This is a genomic window from Streptomyces sp. NPDC008086 (assembly GCF_042957325.1).
In the GTDB taxonomy this organism is placed as follows: Bacteria; Actinomycetota; Actinomycetes; order Streptomycetales; family Streptomycetaceae; genus Streptomyces.
Window position 1 is genome coordinate 1 of sequence record NZ_JBIBIA010000022.1, and the last position, 17,885, is coordinate 17,885.

Below are 17,885 nucleotides of genomic sequence, written 5' to 3' on the forward strand. Positions count from 1 at the left end.
GGGGCGTGGCCGAACTCGTCCTGGAGAAGGGCCTGTTGCCCGCCGAGACCCTCGCCGACCTGCTCCGCCCGGAAGTCGTCGCCGGCAGCGGCCAGGTACTGCCCTGACGGCCGAGGACACCGGTGCCGGCCCGTCAGCGACTGAAGAGGAGCGAAAATGAGACTGCAGGACGTGAACGCTGTGATCACCGGGGCATCGAGCGGCATCGGCCAGGCGGTGGCCTCCCACTTCCGCCGAGAGGGCGCCAACCTGCTGCTCACCGGACGGCGACCCGAGCTGCCCGAGAGTCACCCGGATGATCTCTACCTCCCGGGCGACCTCAACGACGAGGCCTTCGTCGGCGAACTCGCCGCCAGAGCGGCAGATCGCTTCGGTGACGTGGGAGTGGTCGTCCTCTGCCACGGACTTCAGAAGTCCGGCCCGCTCTCGGAGACGACGGCCGATGACGCACGCGACCTGCTCCACAGCAACCTGCTGAGCGCCTTCCTGGTGATGAAGCACCTGATGCCGCTCGCTCCCCGCTCCGGAGGGTCGATGGTGTGCGTCAGCTCTCGCCTCGGCATGGTCGGCATGCCGAACCAGACCTTGTACTCCGCCGCCAAGGGCGGCCTCATCGCGCTCGCCCGCGGCGCCGCCATCGAATGGGCGCCCCGGGGTGTCCGCGTCAACGTGGTGGCGCCCGGGCTGACCATGACGCCGATCATCGAGGCCTCGTTCCAGCGACGCCCCGACCCTGCTGCCTACCAGCGCGTCAGAGAGGAGTCCATCCCGCTCCGCAGGCTCGCCACACCCAACGAGGTCGCCGACGCGGTTCTCTTCCTCGCCTGCCCGGAGTCGTCGTATGTCACCGGTGCCGTCCTGCCCGTGGACGGAGGCTACACGGCGTTCTGAGCCCTACGGCGAGGGCGATCGACAAAGCCATCCGGCGCGGAGGGCGTGACCACGTACTCGATCTCATTCGTTGAGAATTCACTTACCGAGGTAGATCAAGTTAGGCTTGCCTTATATGCTGGCTGAGTTCCTCTCGTCCTCTCTGACGTGCAGGGATCCAGACCACCCCTCTCGCACGACAGGACACCCATGCGTACGACCTCCCGCGGTCTCCTCATGACGCTTGCGCTCACCCCGCTGCTGGCCGGATGCTTCGTGGCGAGTGAATCGGGCTCGGGTCCGGGTGCGGAAGGCCGGTCGGCCGGGCGGCTGAGGATCGCGCTCGCGGTGCCGCCGGTGCAGGCGTTGTCGCCGTACAGCAACGACGCCACCGTGCTGAGCAAGGTCTCCGTGGCCGAAGGGCTCACCGCCCTGGACAAGAACGGTGCCGCCGCGCCCGGGCTGGCGGAGTCCTGGAAGCAGGTCAACCCCACGACCTGGACCTTCGAGTTGCGCAAGGCCACCTTCCAGGACGGCACGCAGGTGACCGCCGAGTCCGTGGTCAACGCCCTCGACCACGCGGGCGCCGCCGAGCCCAAGCCCCGCGTCCTCAGCGATGTCACCCTCACCGCGAAGGCCGACGACGCCGACACCGTCACGATCAGCACCAAGGCCGCCGACCCGGTGCTCCCGCTGCGCCTGGCCAGCCCGGCGCTGGCCGTCCTCGCGGCAAAGGCGTACGGCAAGGACGGCACCGTCAGCCCGGTCGGCACCGGGACGGGCCCGTTCAGGATCACCAAGCTCACCGGCAAGTCCAAGGCCGCCCTCGACCGTTACGACGGCTACTGGGGCGGCAAGGCCAAGGCTTCCGGCATCGACGTCACCTGGATAGCCGACGGCACCGCCCGCGCCAACGCCCTGCGTGGCGGTGAAGTGGACATCGCCGAGTGGATCCCCACGGCCCAGGCGAATCTGTTGGACGTGAAGACCCGTCACGAGGTGCCGTCCGTACGGACCGACAGCCTGGTCCTCAACACCGGCGACGGCCTGTTCACCGATCCGGCGCTGCGCGCGGCGGCTCGTGAGGCCGTCGACGGCTCCGCACTCGTCGACTCGGTCTTCGGTGGGTACGCCGACCCCGCGCAGGGCCTGTTCGGGCCCGCCGTGTCCTGGGCGGCCGGCAAGCGCGTCGAGGTCACCGGCCGCGCCAAGGCCGCGACCACGGCACAGGTCAAGGCCGCGACGAAGGGCAAGACCCTGCGCCTGGCCACCTACACCAACCGCGCGGAACTGCCCGAGGCCGCCACCGTGCTGCAGCAGCAGTTGGAGAAGGCCGGGTTCACCGTGAAGCAGGACGTACGCGAGTACACGCAGATGGAGGCCGACCTCCTCGCAGGCAAGTACGACGCCCTCGTCTTCTCCCGGGTCACCCTCCTCGACACCGGTGACGCGGTCGCGTACCTGGCGAGCGACTACACGAGCGACGGTGTGTACAACATCGCCCGGCTGAAGGACCCCAAGGTGGACCAGGCCGTCAAGTCCGCCGCGGAGGAAGGCGACACGACGAAGCGGCAGCAGAAGTCCATGGCCGCCGAGGCGCAGATCCTGCGCACCGACGCCGTCGTGCCGCTCGTCCACGAGAAGGTCGTCCAGGGCATCGCCACGAGGGTCGAGGGCGTGCTCCTCGACCCGCGCGAGCGCTCCCTGATCGACGTCGACACCCACCTGAAGTAGCGGCCGATGAGCGTCATGTCGGCGGCCGGTACCGATGCCGGCCCGTCCCGGTGGCGCGCGGGTCTCGGCCGCCTCGCCGCCGGGGCCGCGCTGCTGGCGGCCGTGGCCATGCTGCCCTGGCTGTCCGGCAACGACCCCGCGCTGACGGTCCTGCGGGCCCGTTCCGCCGACCAGGATCCGACTCCGGAGCAGCTGGCCGCCGTTCGGGAGCAAGTGGGGCTCGACGAGGGGCCGTTCGCGCATCTCGCACACTGGCTGGGCGGGCTGCCGCGGGGCGACGTGGGCACTTCCTGGGTGTCGGGTGAGGCGGTGTTGCCCCAGGTGACGAACGCCTTCGCGGTCTCCGTCACGCTGATGCTCGGGGCGCTCGCCGTCACGATCGTGGTCGCCGCGCTGGTCAGCGCCCGCACCCTGTATCTCGGCTCCCGGCGGCTGCACCGGGGGACAGGGGCCATCGGGGTCGCCGTCCTCGCCGCGCTGCCCAAGTTCCTGCTCGCCTCGCTCCTCGCCACCGTCTGCGGGGTCTGGCTGGGCTGGTTCCCGTCCAGCGGGTGGGAGGGACCGGCGTCGATGGTGCTGCCCTCGCTCGCCCTCGGGGTTCCGTCCGGGGCGATGATCGGCGGTCTGCTCGACCAGTCGCTGCCCGCCGCCTTCAACGAGCCATGGGCCAGGACCTGGTACGCCTATGGCTTCGCGCCCGGCCGCGTCGCCCGGCACGCCCTGCGCCGCGCGCTGGCCGGGGTGCTTCCGCAACTCCTGCCGACCGTCGTGGGGTTGGTCGGCGGTGCCGTCGCGGTGGAGAAGATCTTCAACATTCCCGGCCTCGGCCGCCTCGCCCTGGACGCCGCCATCGCCCAGGACCTGCCACCCCTGCAGACCGCGACCCTCACCCTCATCCTGCTCGGCGTCGTCGCCGGCCTCCTCATCCAGGCCCTGCGTCGCGCGCTGCTCGGCCCGGCCCTGCGGGACGGTGCCCTGCCCGCCCTGCACACACCGGCCGCCTCGCAAGGGCGCTTCACCCGCTGGGCTGCGATGGCCTGCGCCCTGGCCCTGCTCGCGCTGGTCACCGCCGGACTGCTCCGCGACCCCCTCCATGTGGACACCGCGGCCCGACTGCTCCCGCCTTCAGCCACCAACCCATTGGGCACGGATGCGCTCGGCCGCGATCTGCTCGCCCGCCTCGGCCACGGCGCGCTGCGCACGGTGGGTGTGGCCCTCGTGGTCACCGCGGTGTGCACGCTCATCGGGCTGGTGGTCGGCATGACGGCGCAGGTCGGCGCGGGACTCACGGAAGTGGTGTCGACGATGCCGGCGGTCCTCGCCGGACTGCTGACCACCGCGGTGACCGGCCCGTCGGCCTCGGGTGCCGCCCTCGCCGTTTGCCTGGTCGGCTGGACCCCCTACGCCGCACAGGCCGCCGCCCTGCTCGAACAGGAGCGAGCGAGTGGCCACATGCTCGCCTCCCTCTCCTTCGGCGCCGGCCCCGGATACCTGCTCCGCTACCACCTGCTCCCCGCCGTGCTGCCCCCTGTCCTGCGCAACGCCCTTCTGCGCCTGCCCACCACCGTCCTCGTCCTGGCCTCCCTGGGCTTCCTCGGTCTGGGTGAACAGCCGCCCACCGCCGAATGGGGCCGTCTGCTCTCGGAGAACCAGCCGTATGTCGAGCTGGCGCCCTGGACCGTACTCGGCCCGGCCTGCGCACTCGTCCTTCTCTCCGTCCTCGCCCTCAACGGCACGGACGCCGTGACTGCGCGCGGCCCCGCGTCCGTCCGGAGGCGATAACGCCCGCGACCGTCACCACCACCGCGCTGCCCAGCATGAGCCTGCCGGCGCCCTCGCCGGACCTCCTCGGTGAATGGCTCAGCGAACCGCGATGAGATGGAGGCAGCCCGGGGGCGGAGCGACGGCGGCTGCACGCGGCGTTGTGATTGAGGACGCCCACGTTGACTCAGGTCCCGGGAACTCTTCGAGCACGCCCTGACACGAACTGAGGCCCGGGTGCCTGTCCCTGGTGCTGCCCTGGCGCCACCCGCGCGCCTGCGGGGATGTTCCCGTGCCCAGGACCGAGCCTCTTGCCGGGGCCCGCGGGGGTGGTCTCATCGTGCACCTCCTCAAGGCGGCTCGGTCTTGACAGCGGGCCGTCGTGAGGCTTCCCTGTTCACGACCGGATCGTGTTGCATATTGCGGTATGGTTGCTCAGTGTGCAACATCTTGACGGTCGTGGTTCTGATCTGGTTCCCCACATCGCGGAGTAGCGCTACATATGACTCGCAAGCCACCTGCCGAGGACCCCGGCGACGCCCGACTGCGGGTCGGCCCCCCGAAGGATCACGCCGCGGGCATCCCTGCGGTCACCTCCTCGCTGCGGCACGCCGGCGAACAGATGGGGGCTCGTCGCAGCCTGCTCACCCTGCTGCGGGTCAATCAGAAGGAGGGCTTCGACTGCCCCGGCTGCGCCTGGCCCGAACCGGAACACCGGCACAGGGCCGAGTTCTGCGAGAACGGCGCCAAGGCCGTGGCCGAGGAGGCCACCGTGCGCAGGGTCACCCCGGACTTCTTCGCCGAGCACACCCTGGAGGATCTGCTCCCGCGCAGCGACTACTGGCTCGGCCGGCGAGGACGTCTCACCCACCCGATGTACCGCGCGGCCGGCACCGACCGCTACCGTCCGATCTCCTGGGACGACGCGTTCGCCGTGATCGCCCGCGAACTCGCCGCCCTCGACCACCCGGACCAGGCCGCCTTCTACACCTCCGGACGGGCGAGCAACGAGGCGGCGTTCCTCTATCAGCTCTTCGTCCGCGGCCTCGGCACCAACAACCTGCCGGACTGCTCCAACATGTGCCATGAGTCCAGCGGTTCGGCCCTGGTGGAGACCATCGGCATCGGCAAGGGCAGCGTCAGCCTGAAGGATCTCCACGAGGCCGACCTCATCCTCGTGGTCGGCCAGAACCCCGGCACCAACCACCCCCGCATGCTCTCCGCCCTGGAGGAGGCCAAGCAGCGGGGTGCTCGCGTGATCGCGGTCAACCCCCTGCCCGAGGCCGGGCTGCTCAGGTTCAAGAACCCCCAGAAGCCATCGGGCGTGATCGGCGGCGGCACCAAGCTGGCGGACCAGTTCCTGCAGATCAGGCTGGGCGGTGACCAGGCACTCTTCCAGGCCTTCAACCGCATGCTGCTGGAGGCGGAGGACGAGGCGCCCGGCACCTGCCTGGACACCGACTTCATCGACCGGCACACGCACGGCTTCGAGGAGTTCGCCGAGCAGGCCCGCAAGGCGTCGTGGGACGAGATCCTTGAGGCCACCGGGCTGCCCGAGGAGGAGATCCGGGCCGCGTTCCGCCAGGTGCTGGCCGCCGAGAAGATCGTCGTCTGCTGGGCGATGGGACTCACCCAGCACAAGCACTCCGTGCCCACCATCCGGGACGTCGTGAACTTCCTTCTGCTGCGCGGCAACATCGGCCGCCCGGGCGCCGGCCTGTGCCCGGTGCGCGGCCACTCCAACGTGCAGGGCGACCGCACGATGGGCATCTACGAGAAGCCGGACGACGCCTTCCTGGACCGGCTCGGCGCCGAGTTCGCCTTCACGCCCCCGCGCCACCACGGTCACGACGCGGTCGACAGCATCCGCGCCATGCGCGACGGAGACGTGAAGGTCTTCGTCGCGCTGGGCGGCAACTTCGCAGCCGCGGCCCCCGACACCGACCTGACCGAGCAGGCGTTGCGCAACTGCCGTCTCACCGTCCAGATCTCGACCAAGCTCAATCGCTCCCATGTCATCGCCGGGGAGCAGGCCCTCATCCTCCCGTGCCTCGGCCGGACCGAGGCCGACCTGCGGCCGAGCGGGCCCCAGCTGGTCACGGTGGAGGACTCCATGGGCATGGTGCACCTCTCGCGCGGGCGGCTCGCGCCGGCGTCCGAGCACCTGCTGAGCGAGGTCGCGATCATCTGCCGGATGGCACGGGCCACCCTGGGTGAGGCGGAACCGCAGGTGCCGTGGGAGGAGTTCGCATCGGACTACGACCGCATCCGCGACCGCATCGAGCGCGTGATCCCCGGCTTCGAGGACTTCAACACCCGGGTGCGGCGGCCGGGCGGTTTCGCCCTGCCCCACCCGCCGCGTGACGAGCGCCGGTTCACGACCGCCACCGGCCTGGCCAACTTCACCGTCAACCTGCTGGAGAGTCCCAAGGTCCCGCCGGGCCGGCTGCTGCTGCAGACGCTGCGCTCCCACGACCAGTACAACACCACCATCTACGGCCTGGACGACCGCTACCGCGGCATCCACCAGGGCCGCCGGGTCCTCTTCCTGCACCCCGACGACCTCACCGAGCGAGGCCTGGCCGATGGGGACCTCGTCGACATCGTCAGTGAGTACGGGGACGGTGTGGAGCGCCGGGCGCACGCCTTCCGGGCGGTGCCGTACCCGACCCCCCGGGGCTGCTGCGCCGCCTATTTCCCCGAGACCAACGTCCTCGTACCCCTGGACTCCACGGCGGCCATCAGCAACACCCCGACGTCGAAGTCCATCGTCGTCCGGCTGGAACCCGCCTCCACCGACGCCCGGTCCGGTGCCTGACCTCGCCCCGCTGGCCCGCTTCGGCGGCCTCCTCGCCACCGACCTCCGGGACGTGACCAGCGATCCCGCGGCCCTGGAATCCACCGGGTTCTGGGCCGTGGTCGCCGACTTCGAGGGTCGCCTGGTCTGCGCGCGCTTCGGGGACGTACGCCGGGCGCCCGTGCCCGCCGCCGAGCCCGGCGCGTGGCGCGGGCCGGGCCCGGACGCCTGGACGTCATCCCTGGACCGGGCCGCCTACACGGCCGGGGTCCGGCGCATCCGCGAGCACATCGCGGCCGGCGAGGTGTACCAGGCCAACCTGTGCCGCGTCCTGTCCGCGCCGCTGCCCGACCCGGAGCGCGCCGACGTCGACGCCCTCACCGCCTTGCTGGCGCGCGGCAACCCCGCGCCGTACGCCGGCACCGTGCGCCTCCCCGCGCACGGCGTGGAGATCGCCACGGCCTCGCCCGAGCTCTACCTCGGCCGGGACGGCCGTACGGTCGAGTCCGGCCCCATCAAGGGCACCGGGCGCACCGCCGCGGACCTCCTCGACAAGGACCACGCCGAGAACGTCATGATCGTGGACCTGGTCCGCAACGACCTGGGGCGCGTCTGCGCCACCGGCTCCGTGACCGTCCCCGAGCTGTGCGCCGTCGAGGCACACCCAGGTCTCGTGCACCTGGTCTCCACCGTGCGCGGCGAACTCGCGGACGGCGCCGGATGGCCCGAGCTGCTCGCCGGCACCTTCCCGCCCGGGTCCGTCACGGGCGCCCCGAAGTCCAGTGCGCTGCGCATCATTACGGCGCTGGAGACCGCGCCCCGCGGCCCGTACTGCGGCGGTGTGGGATGGGTCGACGCCGACCGCGGCACGGGTCGACTCGCCGTAGGCATCCGCACGTTCTGGATCGACCGCATCGCGTCTGACGGGCCGTCACTGGCCTTCGGCACCGGCGCCGGGATCACCTGGGGCTCCGATCCCGAGCGCGAGTGGGCCGAGACCCGGCTGAAGGCGCGGCGGCTGCTCATGGTGGCGTCGGGTGCGTACCGGCGCGGTATGCGCATGCCCTCCCGCGCCGGCGGCTGACGGCTCGTCCGGTCGGCGTCGCCGCACGCGGCAGTCCGTGGCGACGGTGCGGTCGCGGCGGACAACTCAGCACGTCCGACCCCTTGACAGCCCTCACCGGGGCCCAGAGGGTTGTTGCTCATAGTGAATGCCGATGCATTATTCGCAACGACGCGCCATGGCGGCCGCTCCGCCTCCCCTTCTCTCGTCGTTCTCCCATCCGCTCCGGCGTGCCGGTCGGTCTGGCGGAATCACCGACGAGTTCCCCTGTCGTCGTCCGCGACAAAGACTCCACTGCCGTCTGTGGAAAGGACGAGTTGATGAACAAAACCCGCGAAAGGGATGGGAGTCGTAGCCATCCCGTGGAAGCGGATCCGCCAGGGACCCCCGCGGCGTCCGCCGGCCCCCGGACCGACCTGATCGTCTTCGGTGTCGCCGCGGCCCTCACCCTCGCCTTCGTCCTGTGGGGTGCCACCGCGACCGACACACTGGAGAGCGTGTCCGGGAAGCTGCTGGACGGGACGATCCGCAACGGTGGCTGGGCCTTCGTCCTCGCCGCCTCGGGCTTCGTGATCTTCGCCCTCTGGCTGGCGATCAGCCGCTACGGACGGATCACCCTGGGCGAGGAGGGTGAGCAGCCCGAATTCCGCACGGTCTCGTGGATCGCCATGATGTTCAGCGCGGGCATGGGCATCGGCCTGATGTTCTACGGCGTGAGCGAACCGCTGTCCCACTTCGTCACGCCGCCGCCGGGCACCGACCCGGCCGACGCCAACCAGGCCATGGAGACCGCCATGGCCACCACCCTCTTCCACTGGACGCTGCACCCGTGGGCGATGTACGCGGTGGTGGGACTGGCCATCGCCTACAGCACCTTCCGGCGCGGGCGCCGACAGCTGATCAGCGCCGTGTTCACGCCGCTGATCGGCGAGAAGCGGGCGAACGGGTGGGGTGGCCGGGTGATCGACATCCTCGCGATCTTCGCCACCCTCTTCGGGTCGGCGGCCTCCCTGGGGCTCGGCGCCCTTCAGATAGGCAGCGGCTTCACCGGACTGGGCTGGCTGGGGTCGGTCGCTACCGGTCTGCTGGTCGCCGTGATCGCGGTGCTGACCGTGGCGTTCGTCGCCTCGGCGGTGTCCGGGATCGAGAAGGGCATCCAGTGGCTGTCCAACATCAACATGGTGCTGGCGGTGTCGCTGGCGGTCTTCGTGTTCCTCGTCGGCCCGACCATCTTCATCCTCGACCTGCTGCCCACCTCCATCGGCGCCTTCATCGGCGACCTCGCCCAGATGGTCGGGCGTACCGAGGCGTCGAGCGGTGAGGGTGTCGCCGACTGGCTGGCCGGCTGGACGGTCTTCTACTGGGCCTGGTGGATCTCCTGGACGCCCTTCGTCGGCATGTTCATCGCGCGCATCAGCCGGGGGCGGACCATCCGGCAGTTCGTCGGCGGGGTCATCCTGGTCCCCAGTACCGTCAGCCTGCTGTGGTTCGCCGTCTTCGGTGGCTCGGCGATGCATCTGCAGGACGAGAAGCGCCTCAGTGACGCCTCGACGGCTCAGGGCCAGCTCTTCGACGTGCTCCAGCAGTACCCGATCGCCACGGTGACGAGCGTGGTCGTGATGATCCTCGTCGGGATCTTCTTCGTCTCCGGCGCCGACGCCGCCTCGATCGTGATGGGCACGCTCTCGCAGCGCGGATGCCTGGAACCGACCCGGGGTGTCGTCATCTTCTGGGGCGTGCTGACCGGGGCGGTCGCCGCGATCATGCTGCTCATCGGCGGCGGCAAGGGCGACGCGCTCACCGGACTGCAGAACCTCACGATCCTGGCGGCGGCCCCCTTCACCCTGGTGATGGTCGGCCTGTGTGTCGCGCTCACCCGCGATCTGCGCCAGGACCCGCTCATCATCCGCGGGCGCATAGGCAAGGAGGCCATCGAAACGGCCGTCATCGCCGGCCACGAGAAGTACGACGGCGACTTCGAACTCCGCATCGGCCCCGTCGCGTGCAACGACGGCGCGGAGGACGCGCAGTCCCAGGAGTCGTCGCAACCGACGCGGTCCCCGTCCTCCGCCGCCCGCTGACGCCGGAGGACCCCTCGCCCGGCGGGGCCGTGGCACCGACCTGGTCGGCCACGGCCCCGCCGGGCGTTCTTGCTGCTCGGACGGCGGTCCCGCCCGGCTGAGGGAACCTGGTCGCGCTCCTTGACCCCGGGTCGGCGCTCAACCATGCTGTGTTGCGACACGTGAGATGTGTGCCGTAATGAGCAACATCAGTTTCAAGTCTCGAACCAGCCGAGGAGTGGCCATGACGCACCAGGTCCGTGCTGTCGTCGCGCGGGGCAAGGGCGCCCCCGTCAGCCTGGAGACGATCGTCGTGCCTGACCCGGGTCCGGGTGAGGCGCTGGTGAAGATCGAGGCCTGCGGGGTCTGCCACACCGATCTGCACTATCGCGAGGGCGGCATCAACGACGACTTCCCGTTCCTGCTGGGTCATGAGGCCGCGGGCATCGTGGAGTCGGTGGGGGAGGGGGTCACCGATGTCGCACCAGGCGACTTCGTGATCCTCAACTGGCGTGCGGTGTGCGGCCAGTGCCGTGCCTGTCTGCGCGGGGAGTCGTGGTACTGCTTCAACACCCACAACGCCAAGCAGAAGATGACCTTGCTGGACGGCACCGAGCTGTCGCCGGCCCTGGGCATCGGCGCCTTCGCGGAGAAGACGCTGGTCGCGGCCGGACAGTGCACGAAGGTCGACCCGGCCGCGTCGCCGGCCGCGGCCGGGCTGCTGGGATGCGGCGTGATGGCGGGCATCGGCGCGGCCATCAACACCGGCAAGGTCGGCCGGGGCGACTCGGTCGCCGTCATCGGCTGCGGCGGTGTCGGGGCCGCCGCGATCGCCGGGGCGAACCTGGCGGGCGCGGCGAAGGTCATCGCGGTCGACATCGACGACCGCAAGCTGGAGACGGCCTCGAAGCTGGGCGCGACCCACACCGTCAACTCCAAGGAGTCCGACGCGGTCGAGGCGATCCGCGAGCTGACCGGCGGCCACGGCGCCGACGTCGTCATCGAGGCGGTCGGCCGCCCGGAGACGTACAAGCAGGCCTTCTACGCCCGCGACCTGGCCGGCACCGTCGTCCTGGTCGGCGTACCCACCCCGGAGATGAAGCTCGAACTGCCGCTGCTGGACGTCTTCGGCCGGGGCGGTTCGCTGAAGTCCTCCTGGTACGGCGACTGCCTCCCCAGCCGGGACTTCCCGATGCTCATCGACCTCTACCTACAGGGCCGACTGGACCTGGACGCCTTCGTCACCGAGACCATCGCGCTGGACGAGGTCGAGAAGGCCTTCGAGCGGATGCACCACGGCGACGTGCTGCGCTCGGTGGTGGTCCTCTGATGGCCGCCCGCATCGAACACCTCGTCACCTCGGGGACGTTCTCGCTGGACGGCGGCACCTGGGATGTCGACAACAACGTCTGGATCGTCGGCGACGACCGCGAGGCCGTCGTCATCGACGCCGCCCATGACGCCGACGCCATCGCCCGGGCGGTCGGCGACCGGCGCCTCACCGCGATCGTGTGCACGCACGCCCACAACGACCACATCGACGCCGCGCCCGAACTCGCGGCACGCACGGGTGCCCCGGTCCTCCTCCACCCGGACGACCTGCCGCTGTGGAAGCAGACCCACCCCGACCGGGCGCCGGACGCCGAGCTGGCCGACGGCCAGGGCGTCTCGGTGGCCGGTATCGAACTGACCGTGCTGCACACGCCCGGTCACGCCCCGGGTGCGGTCTGCCTGTACGCACCGGCCCTCGCGGCGCTCTTCAGCGGCGACACGCTGTTCGCCGGCGGTCCGGGGGCGACGGGACGGTCGTACAGCCACTTCCCGACCATCGTCGAGTCGATCCGGGACCGGCTGCTCACGCTGCCCGCGGAGACCGTCGTGCACACCGGACACGGGGACACGACCACCGTCGGCGCCGAGGCCCCGCACCTCCAGGAGTGGATCGACCGAGGCTTCTGACGCCCGCAGGCGGCCCTCGTGCGCCCGCCGTACCGGCTCGCGGTCATCGTGAGCCGATACGGCGGGCTGTTGTTGTTCTATATGAGTTGAGTTCTTCGTGGCGCAACAAAATGAGCGATCCCTCGTGGCCTCTGGATGCCTTGACAAGCATTCTGGGCGACCTCAGACTGGCGTTGCGCTTATCGCAATCCGTTTCGCTATACGCACCCGAGGTGTCATGATGATTCCCGCGTGCCGACTCGTGGATCTCCCGCGAGGTGAGGCTCACCGGCTCGACATCGATCCGCCGGTCTCGGTGTTCCACACCGACGATGGCGAACTCTTCGCCATCGACGACACCTGCACCCACCAGGACGCGTCGCTCGCCGACGGCTGGCTGGAGGGCTGCGAGGTGGAATGCCCGCTGCATGCTTCGAAGTTCGACCTGAGGACCGGTTCGGTCGACGCCCCGCCGGCCAAGCTTCCGGTCCGGACGCACGAGGTCGTCGTCGAGGACGGCATGATCTACGTCCGTCTGTCCACCGAGGCGCCCAACCTGCCGCCCTGCATCACGGCCCGCCTCGCCGGAGGTCCCGCGTGAGGACGGTCGCCGTGGTCGGCGCCTCGCTGGCCGGCCTGTCGGCGGCGCGCTCGCTGCGCAAGCAGGGCTACGACGGCCGGCTGGTCGTCGTCGGGGACGAGCTCCACCGCCCGTACGACAGGCCCCCGTTGTCCAAGGAGTTCCTGGCCGGCACCCTCGGCGAAGCCGAACTCGCGCTGGAGACGGACGACGAGGACCTGAGGGCGGAGTGGCTGCTCGGCGTCCGCGCCACCGGACTCGACCACGCACGGCGTGTCGTCCGGCTCGGTGACGGACGTCAGGTGCAGGCCGACGGGGTCGTCATCGCGACGGGCGCCGCGGCACGCGCCCTCCCCGGCTCCGAGGGCCTGGCCGGGGTGCACACCCTGCGCACCCTGGACGACGCCCGCGCCCTGCGCGACGAACTGGCCCGCGGCGGACGGCTGGTGGTGATCGGCGGAGGCTTCATCGGAGCCGAGGTCGCCTCCACCGCGTACGCGCTCGGGCTCGACGTCACCGTCGTGGAGGCGGCTCCCACGCCGCTCGCCGGATCGCTCGGCGAGACCATGGGCGCCATCGTCTCCGCCCTCCACGCGGACCACGGCGTACGAGTGGAGTGCGGCGTGGGGGTCAAGGGGCTGAGCGGGGAGACCCGGGTCGACGCCGTCCTGCTGGAGGACGGCCGCGGCATCCCCGCCGACATCGTCGTGGTCGGCGTGGGCGCCCGTCCGAACGTCGAGTGGCTGGAAGGCTCCGGCATCGCTCTCGACAACGGCGTCAAGTGCGGCGCGGACGGCCGCACGAGCTTGGCCGGCGTGGTCGCGGTCGGTGACTGCGCCAACTGGTACGACCCGCGCGCGGGCTTCCACCGCCGCGTCGAACACTGGACCGGCGCGCGCGAACGCCCCGAGGTCGCGGTGGCCACGTTGCTGGCGGGGGGCGCGGTGGAACCGGGTGTGCCCCGGCCGCCGTACTTCTGGTCCGACCAGTACGGCGTGAAGATCCAGTTCGCCGGTCACGCGGCCGGCGCCGACAGTGTCACCATCGAGGCGGGCGCCGCGGACGACCGCGACGTCCTGGCCGTCTACCGGCGTGCCGGGGACCCGGTCGCCGTGCTCGGGATGAACCAGCCGCGACTGTTCATGCGCTGGCGCAAGCAGCTCGCCGCCACCACATCCTGACCTCGCCCGCATCTTGACACCGCCCCAGCGGCATCCCATGCTGCGGTTGCATATGGCACGCAGCGTTGCTCCATACACAACGCCGTCCGGAGTCGTTCTTCCCGGCGCGTGAATGCCCCCTCCACGACGTTCTCCCGAGGAGTGCACCGTGACCTCGACCAGTCTGCCGGACAGCCTGATCGCCACCCTTCCCGGCTCCTCCTACACGGATCCGGAGATCTTCGCCCAGGAGCAGGAGCGCATCTTCGAGACCATGTGGTTCTGCGCGGCGCGCGCCTCCGACCTGGCGAAGCCCGGCGCCTTCCGCACCGTGGACGTGGGCCGCGAGAGCATCCTCGTCACCCGGGCCCGGGACAACGGCATCCGTGCCTACTTCAATGTCTGCCGGCACCGCGGCGCCAAGCTGTGCACCGAGGAGTCCGGGGAGGTCAAGCGGGCCTTCCAATGCCCGTACCACGCCTGGACGTACGACCTGAACGGCAAGCTCGTCGCCGCGCCCAACCTCACCAAGATGCCCGACGTCGGGCGCACCGAGTACGGCCTGGTCGACGTGGCCGTGCGCGAATGGCTCGGCTATGTGTGGGTCTGCCTGGCCGAGAACCCGCCCTCCTTCGAGGAGGAGGTCATCGGTGAGATCGTCGCCCGCCTCGGCGACGTCGAGTCGATCGAGCGCTACGGCATCGAGAACCTCCAGGTGGGCCGTCGTATCACCTACGACGTGAAGGCCAACTGGAAGCTCATCATCGAGAACTTCATGGAGTGCTACCACTGCGCCACGATCCACCCCGAACTCACGGAGGTCCTGCCGGAGTTCGCGGACGGTTACGCCGCGCAGTACTACGTCGGTCACGGCGCCGAGTTCGGTGCGGACGTCCGGGGCTTCACCGTGGACGGATCCGAGGGGCTGGACCGCATTCCCGGGGTCGCCGACGACCAGGACCGCCGCTACTACGCGATCACCGTCCGGCCGCAGGTCTTCATCAACCTCGTCCCCGACCACGTGATCTTCCACCGGATGTACCCGGTGTCGGTGGACCGCACGATCGTGGAGTGTGACTGGCTGTATCTGCCGCACGTCGTCGAGAGCGGCAAGGATGTCAGCCGGTCCGTGGAACTCTTCCACCGGGTCAACCAGCAGGACTTCGACGCCTGTGAGCGCACGCAGCCCGGGATGAGCTCCCGTATGTACGCCAAGGGGGGCGTGCTCGTGCCCAGCGAGCACCACATCGGCGCCTTCCACGACTGGGTGAACGAGCGCCTGGGCGTCCCTCAGGGGTGATTCAGCCCAGATAGCCCATGCGGTGGCTGATCTCATCGGCGCCCTTGATCAGCACCGGCGACAGCTCGTGCATGCGCTCCTCGGTCAGCCGGTAGCCGGGCCCGGAGGCGCTGAGCGCCGCGATCACATCGCCGTCCCGGTCGCGCACCGGGGCGGCCATCGCGTGCAGACCGACCTCCAGCTCCTCGAGGGTGAAGGAGTAGCCCCGCTCCCTGGTCTCGGCGAGGTTCTTCTCGAGCTTGGTCTTCGCGGTGATGGTGCGCGGGGTGACCTTCTGCATACCGGCGGAGGCCAGCAGCGCGGCGCGCTCCTTGGCGGGCATGTGCGCCAGCAGGATCTTGCCGCTGGACGTGGCGTGCAGGGGGGTGAGCTGGCCCACCCAGTTGTGCGCGGTGATCGCCCCGGGGCCGCGCACCTGGTAGAGGTTGATCGCGTAGTGCTCCTGCATCACGGCGATGTTCACGGTCTCACCGAGCTGCTCGGCGAGGCGCTCGCACACCGGGCGGCCCTGCTGGGTGATGTCGATACGGCCCGTGACCGCGCCGGCCAGCCGGACGATGCCGAAGCCGAGGCGGTACTTGCCGCGCTCACCGGCCTGCTCCACCAGACCGCGCGCCTCCAGGGCGCCGAGCAGCCGGAAGGCGGTGGACTTGTGCACGTCGATCTCACCCGCCACCTCGCTGACGCCGGCCTCGCCACGCTGAGCGAGGATCTCCAGGACGCTGATGGCGCGGTCGACCGACTGCACACCGCCGGTTTGGGAGTTTGACGTTTCTGTGTCAGGGCTGTAGTTGCTCACAGTGAAACTATACGCGTAGTAAACAACGTAGCTGCAAGTAACCGTGCTGAAACGAAAGCCCGGAAGTTGCGTTGTTCGCAACCTGGTGCGTATGGCGCTACCGGGTCTAGCATGCCTCGCACATCTACGGCGCGAGCGAGACGAGGCACTATGGCTCCCTTGCAGTACGACTTCGTCATCGTCGGCGGCGGTTCCGCCGGCAGTGCACTGGCGAACAGACTCTCCGCGGACCCGGCGAACCGGGTGCTGGTACTGGAGGCGGGCCGGTCGGACTACCCGTGGGATGTCTTCATCCACATGCCCGCGGCGCTGACCTACCCGATCGGCAGCCGGTTCTACGACTGGAAGTACGAGTCCGAGCCCGAACCCCACATGGGCGGTCGGCGCGTCTACCACGCCCGCGGCAAGGTGCTGGGCGGCTCCAGCAGCATCAACGGCATGATCTTCCAGCGCGGCAACCCCATGGACTACGAGCGCTGGGCGGCCGACCCGGGCATGGACGCCTGGGACTACGCGCACTGTCTGCCGTACTTCCGGCGCATGGAGACCTGCCTCGCGGCCGACCCGGACGACGAGTTCCGCGGTCACGACGGTCCCCTCGTCCTCGAGCGCGGTCCGGCGGCCAATCCGTTGTTCGGGGCCTTCCTGAAGGCCACCGAGGAGGCGGGTTACGCGCCCACCGACGACGTCAACGGCTATCGACAGGAAGGTTTCGCCAAGTTCGACCGCAACGTCCATCGCGGACGTCGGCTGTCGGCCTCGAAGGCGTACCTCAAGCCCGCGATGAAGCGGCCCAACCTCACCGTCCGGACGCGTACCCTCGTCACCCGCGTCCTCTTCGAGGGCAAGCGCGCCGTCGGCGTCGAGTACCAGCGCGGCCGGGGCCCGCTCCAGCAGGTCCGCGCCAAGGAGGTCATCCTCTGCGGCGGCGCCATCAACTCCCCGCAACTTCTCCAGCTCTCAGGCGTCGGCAACGCCGACGAACTGCGTGCCCTCGGCATCGACATCGTCCACGACCTCCCCGGCGTCGGCGAGAACATGCAGGACCATCTGGAGGTGTACATCCAGTACGCCTGCAAGCAGCCCGTCTCCATGCAGCCGTACCTGGCGAAGTGGCGGGCCCCCTTCATCGGCCTGCAGTGGCTGTTCAGGAAGGGACCGGCCGCCACCAACCACTTCGAGGCCGGCGGCTTCGCGCGCAGCAACGAGGACGTGGACTACCCCAACCTGATGTTCCACTTCCTGCCCATCGCGGTCCGCTACGACGGCTCCGTGCCCGCCGGCGGCCACGGCTACCAGGTGCACGTCGGCCCCATGTACTCCGATGCCATCGGCTCCGTGAAGATCAGGAGCAGCGACCCGCGCGAGCACCCCGCACTGCGCTTCAACTACCTCTCCACCGAACAGGACCGCCGCGAGTGGGTCGAGGCGATCAGGGTCGCCCGCAAGCTTCTCAACCAGCCCGCGCTCGCTGCCTACAACGGCGGGGAGATCTCGCCCGGACCGTCGGTGGAGACCGACGAGGAGATCCTCGCGTGGGTGGCCAAGGACGGCGAGACCGCCCTGCATCCGTCCTGCACCTGCAAGATGGGCACCGACGAGATGTCCGTCGTCGACCCCGACAGCATGCGGGTGCACGGCGTGGAGGGGCTGCGTGTGGTCGACGCGTCGGTGATGCCGTACGTCACCAACGGCAACATCTACGCCCCGGTGATGATGGTCGCCGAGAAGGCCGCCGACCTGATCCTCGGCAAGGAGCCGCTGGCGCCGTCCAAGGCCGCGTACTACCGCCATCGTGACGTCCAGAAGCAGACGGAGTAGGT

General features: G+C 70.1%; 13 protein-coding genes. 12 read left to right on the top strand and 1 reads right to left on the bottom strand.

Translation table 11 applies throughout. The annotated features are described in order from the left end of the window. Positions 1 to 156: 156 nt before the first annotated feature. The 11 genes from ACFZBP_RS41775 (at position 157) to ACFZBP_RS41825 (ending at position 15,263) form a co-directional block, all read left to right on the top strand. The gene (locus tag ACFZBP_RS41775; protein WP_391421083.1) at positions 157 to 891 is read left to right on the top strand and encodes an SDR family oxidoreductase; all 735 of its coding nucleotides are present in this window, start codon (positions 157 to 159) and stop codon (positions 889 to 891) included. Between the two features lie 189 nt (positions 892 to 1,080). After that, positions 1,081 to 2,604 (top strand): ABC transporter substrate-binding protein, encoded by a 1,524-nt coding sequence (locus tag ACFZBP_RS41780; RefSeq protein WP_391421084.1) that lies wholly within the window; start codon positions 1,081 to 1,083, stop codon positions 2,602 to 2,604. 15 nt (positions 2,605 to 2,619) lie between these two features. After that, positions 2,620 to 4,386: an ABC transporter permease subunit gene (locus ACFZBP_RS41785; protein WP_391421111.1), complete on the top strand. Its 1,767-nt coding sequence runs from the start codon at positions 2,620 to 2,622 to the stop codon at positions 4,384 to 4,386. A gap of 481 nt (positions 4,387 to 4,867) precedes the next feature. Further along, on the top strand, positions 4,868 to 7,183 hold the full coding sequence (locus tag ACFZBP_RS41790) for an FdhF/YdeP family oxidoreductase (protein ID WP_391421085.1): 2,316 nt from the start codon (positions 4,868 to 4,870) through the stop codon (positions 7,181 to 7,183). After that, a complete protein-coding gene (locus tag ACFZBP_RS41795) occupies positions 7,176 to 8,246 on the top strand; it encodes a chorismate-binding protein (protein WP_391421086.1) in 1,071 nt (356 codons plus the stop codon). Before ACFZBP_RS41790 ends, ACFZBP_RS41795 begins: the two co-directional genes overlap by 8 nt. A gap of 299 nt (positions 8,247 to 8,545) precedes the next feature. Next, a complete protein-coding gene (locus tag ACFZBP_RS41800; RefSeq protein WP_391421087.1) occupies positions 8,546 to 10,306 on the top strand; it encodes a BCCT family transporter in 1,761 nt (586 codons plus the stop codon). Between the two features lie 223 nt (positions 10,307 to 10,529). Beyond that, positions 10,530 to 11,615: an S-(hydroxymethyl)mycothiol dehydrogenase gene (locus tag ACFZBP_RS41805; protein ID WP_391421088.1), complete on the top strand. Its 1,086-nt coding sequence runs from the start codon at positions 10,530 to 10,532 to the stop codon at positions 11,613 to 11,615. Then, positions 11,615 to 12,244, top strand: coding sequence for an MBL fold metallo-hydrolase (locus ACFZBP_RS41810; protein WP_383460784.1), 630 nt, complete (start codon positions 11,615 to 11,617; stop codon positions 12,242 to 12,244). Before ACFZBP_RS41805 ends, ACFZBP_RS41810 begins: the two co-directional genes overlap by 1 nt. 217 nt (positions 12,245 to 12,461) lie before the next feature. Next, positions 12,462 to 12,824: a bifunctional 3-phenylpropionate/cinnamic acid dioxygenase ferredoxin subunit gene (locus ACFZBP_RS41815; protein WP_383460782.1), complete on the top strand. Its 363-nt coding sequence runs from the start codon at positions 12,462 to 12,464 to the stop codon at positions 12,822 to 12,824. Next, positions 12,821 to 13,984: an NAD(P)/FAD-dependent oxidoreductase gene (locus tag ACFZBP_RS41820; RefSeq protein WP_383460780.1), complete on the top strand. Its 1,164-nt coding sequence runs from the start codon at positions 12,821 to 12,823 to the stop codon at positions 13,982 to 13,984. The genes ACFZBP_RS41815 and ACFZBP_RS41820 overlap by 4 nt, the downstream gene beginning before the upstream one ends. Before the next feature lie 148 nt (positions 13,985 to 14,132). After that, positions 14,133 to 15,263 carry an SRPBCC family protein gene (locus ACFZBP_RS41825; RefSeq protein ID WP_391421089.1) on the top strand — a complete coding sequence of 377 codons (1,131 nt, stop codon included), beginning with the start codon at positions 14,133 to 14,135 and terminating at the stop codon, positions 15,261 to 15,263. 1 nt (position 15,264) lies between these two features. Here ACFZBP_RS41825 and ACFZBP_RS41830 read toward each other — a convergent pair whose 3' ends face one another. After that, positions 15,265 to 16,011: an IclR family transcriptional regulator gene (locus ACFZBP_RS41830; protein ID WP_383460775.1), complete on the bottom strand. Its 747-nt coding sequence runs from the start codon at positions 16,009 to 16,011 to the stop codon at positions 15,265 to 15,267. A gap of 201 nt (positions 16,012 to 16,212) precedes the next feature. On the opposite strand from ACFZBP_RS41830, the gene betA reads away from it, so the two are divergent. Further along, a complete protein-coding gene (betA, locus tag ACFZBP_RS41835) occupies positions 16,213 to 17,883 on the top strand; it encodes a choline dehydrogenase (protein ID WP_391421090.1) in 1,671 nt (556 codons plus the stop codon). Positions 17,884 to 17,885 lie beyond the last annotated feature (2 nt).